The organism is Acinetobacter sp. YH1901141 (assembly GCF_013416935.1).
GTDB lineage: Bacteria > Pseudomonadota > Gammaproteobacteria > Pseudomonadales > Moraxellaceae > Acinetobacter > Acinetobacter towneri.
Genome location: NZ_VPEY01000058.1, coordinates 1 through 3,422, shown reverse-complemented (window position 1 = coordinate 3,422; position 3,422 = coordinate 1). Strand labels below are relative to the sequence as shown.

General features: G+C 45.6%; 4 protein-coding genes. All 4 read left to right on the top strand.

The features are described 5' to 3' along the window. Positions 1 to 146: 146 nt before the first annotated feature. Entirely contained in the window at positions 147 to 740 is a 594-nt protein-coding gene (locus FTV52_RS14280; RefSeq protein ID WP_205779272.1) for a tyrosine-type recombinase/integrase, read from the top strand. A gap of 189 nt (positions 741 to 929) precedes the next feature. Continuing rightward, a complete protein-coding gene (locus tag FTV52_RS14275; RefSeq protein ID WP_024160783.1) occupies positions 930 to 2,096 on the top strand; it encodes a tetracycline-inactivating monooxygenase Tet(X3) in 1,167 nt (388 codons plus the stop codon). Positions 2,097 to 2,244: 148 nt separating this feature from the next. After that, on the top strand, positions 2,245 to 2,982 hold the full coding sequence (locus FTV52_RS14270) for a recombinase family protein (RefSeq protein WP_001366550.1): 738 nt from the start codon (positions 2,245 to 2,247) through the stop codon (positions 2,980 to 2,982). Beyond that, complete coding sequence (locus tag FTV52_RS14265; RefSeq protein WP_000743213.1) at positions 2,979 to 3,203, top strand: hypothetical protein; 225 nt, start codon at positions 2,979 to 2,981, stop codon at positions 3,201 to 3,203. The genes FTV52_RS14270 and FTV52_RS14265 overlap by 4 nt, the downstream gene beginning before the upstream one ends. Positions 3,204 to 3,422: the final 219 nt, after the last annotated feature.

The window sequence follows — 3,422 nt, the reverse complement described above, 5'->3', positions numbered from 1 at the left end:
GCCAGGCCTCAGCATTTTATTATGGTGATCCCCTGGGCGAAATGCGCCTGGTAAGCAGAGTTTTTGAAATGTAAGGCCTTTGAATAAGACAAAAGGCTGCCTCATCGCTAACTTTGCAACAGTGCCAGTTTTATTACGAACGTGTTTTGGGTGGACAACGGAAAACATATTTCATCGAAAGACCAAAAAAAGAAAAAACACTTCCTGTTGTGATGAGTGAAGAAGAAACCATTCGGGTACTACGCGCTATTGAAAACGTGAAACACAAGGCTATTCTGATGACTATTTATTCGGCAGGTTTGCGCATTTCTGAATGTATAAACCTGAAAATAAAAGACATTGACTCCAAGCGCATGCAAATTCGTATAGAACAGTCAAAAGGAAAAAGAGATCGTTATACCATTTTATCTGAGAAAACATTAATTATTTTAAGAACATACTTTATGGAATATAAACCAAAAGATTATTTATTTGAAGGTCAAAAAGGTGGCGCATACTCAAGCCGAAGTATTCAAAACATTTTTAAAGCAGCTGTTTTAAAAGCAAAGATTCAAAAGGAAGTTACTGTACATACCTTACGACATAGCTTTGCAACGCATTTGCTTGAGAATGGTACGAGTTTACGTTATATTCAATCGTTGTTAGGTCATTCAAGCAGTAAAACAACTGAGGTTTATACACATATTACCACCAAGGGAATGGAACAATTAAAAAGTCCGATGGATTTGTTAGATATATAGAAAGGATTTGTATATTTGAGCAAAACTTAACAAAAAGCACTATGAATATAAATCCTTTTGAGAGAGTAGAAACGAACGGTAAACGGTTGAAAACGGATTTGTCACTGATAATGAAAGGTTTAGCAAAATAAGATATAGTGGATATATACGCCATTTGGCGTATAGCCACTTGTTATGTGCCATTTTTGAATGACAATGCGAATAGATACGGACAAACAAATGAATTTACTTAGTGATAAGAACGTTGCAATAATTGGTGGTGGACCCGTTGGACTGACTATGGCAAAATTATTACAGCAAAACGGCATAGACGTTTCAGTTTACGAAAGAGACAACGACCGAGAGGCAAGAATTTTTGGTGGAACCCTTGACCTACACAAAGGTTCAGGTCAGGAAGCAATGAAAAAAGCGGGATTGTTACAAACTTATTATGACTTAGCCTTACCAATGGGTGTAAATATTGCTGATGAAAAAGGCAATATTTTATCCACAAAAAATGTAAAGCCCGAAAATCGATTTGACAATCCTGAAATAAACAGAAATGACTTAAGGGCTATCTTGTTGAATAGTTTAGAAAACGACACGGTTATTTGGGATAGAAAACTTGTTATGCTTGAACCTGGTAAGAAGAAGTGGACACTAACTTTTGAGAATAAACCGAGTGAAACAGCAGATTTGGTTATTCTTGCCAATGGTGGAATGTCGAAAATAAGGAGCTTTGTTACCGACACGCAAGTTGAAGAAACCGGTACTTTCAACATCCAAGCTGATATTCTTCAACCGGAAATAAACTGTCCCGGATTTTTTCAGCTATGCAACGGCAACCGATTAATGGCGGGACATCAGGGCATTTTATTGTTTGCCAATCCCAATAATAATGGTGCATTGTATTTAGGAATTAGTTTTAAAACGCCCGATGAATGGAAAAATAAAATTCCCTTAGATTTTCAGGACAGAAACAGCGTTGCCGATTTTTTATTGAAAAGATTTTCCAAATGGAGTGAAGTTTACAAACAATTAATACGTTCGGTATCAACATTTCAATGCTTGCCCACAAGGAAATTTCCTTTGAACAATGATTGGAAAAGTAACCGTCCATTACCCATAACAATGATTGGCGATGCTGCTCATTTGATGTCGCCTTTTGCAGGACAGGGTGTAAATACGGGATTATTGGATGCTTTGATATTGTCTGAAAACCTTACAAACGGAGAATTTACAAGTATTGAAAATGCCATCGAAAACTACGAACAACAAATGTTTGTTTATGCAAAAGATACGCAGGACGAATCGACAGAAAACGAAACCGAAATGTTTAGTCCCAATTTTTCGTTTCAAAAATTATTGAATCTATAAACAGTAAGAAAAAACGGCTACTAACAAGCAGTTTTGCAATAGTGGGGCAGAAGTGCAAAATTGAACTTGTGTGCTTCTATCAACTTTTGTACATTAGCTGCCAGTTTAAGATGGGTGCATTTGAGTATGCCCAAAGGAGCCCGCAAGTATGCGCAGGACGAAGCCAGTAGCCGCGCCGATGGTGGCGCGGGTCTATCTGCGCGTCAGCACCGACGCGCAGGACTTGGAACGCCAAGAGGCGATCACTACGGCCGCGAAGGCCGCCGGCTACTACGTCGCCGGCATCTACCGTGAGAAGGCATCCGGCGCACGCGCCGACCGGCCTGAGCTGCTGCGCATGATCGGCGACCTACAGCCCGGCGAGGTGGTCATTGCCGAGAAGATCGACCGCATCAGCCGCCTACCTTTGCCCGAGGCCGAGCGCCTGGTGGCCTCGATACAGGCCAAAGGCGCACGCCTGGCCGTCCCTGGCGTGGTCGATCTATCCGACCTGGCGGCCGAGGCCCAGGGCGTCGCCAAGATCGTGCTGGAAGCCGTGCAGATCATGCTTTTTCGCCTGGCCTTGCAGATGGCCCGCGACGACTACGAGGACAGGCGCGAACGCCAGCGCCAAGGCATTGAGTTGGCCCGCCAGGCCGGGCGGTACAAGGGCCGCCGTGCTGATCCGAAGCGCCGCGCCCAAGTTGTCGCGCTGCGCAAGTCCGGCTACAGCATCAACAAGACCGCCGAGCTGGCCGGGTACAGTGCGGCCCAGGTGAAACGGATATGGGCCGAGGTCAGCCAGGCCGAAGCGAAGCAGCACGGCGCGTTCGTGGAGGACGCATTGACGGAAGCCGATGCCCTGGCCGCTGTCGGCCAGGATGAGCGCCAGGAGGAAAGGGCATGAAGAAGCCGAACCAAGACGACGAGCCGTTTTTCATCACCGAGGAGATTGCGGCCGAAATGATCGCCGGCGGCTATGAGTTCGAGCTGCCGCCCATTCCTTGCACCATCCGCCTACGCGACGTGCTGGAGCGCATGACCGATGCTGAGCTAGCATTGCAGCCGGGCGAGATCGCCGACCAGGAGCGTGAACGCTGCCGGCGCAAGCCGTGTTCAACCTCATGATCTGGTCATGGTATTTTTCATGGCACTGAGCCTGATAGTTCTTGCAAATTGTTGTCACTAAAGGGTTTTGTGTGCTTGTTTACAATCGAGTGGGAGTGACGGGCACTGGCTGGCAATGTCTAGCAACGGCAGGCATTTCGGCTGAGGGTAAAAGAACTTTCCGCTAAGCGATAGACTGTATGTAAACACAGTATTGCAAGGACGCGGAACATGCCTCAT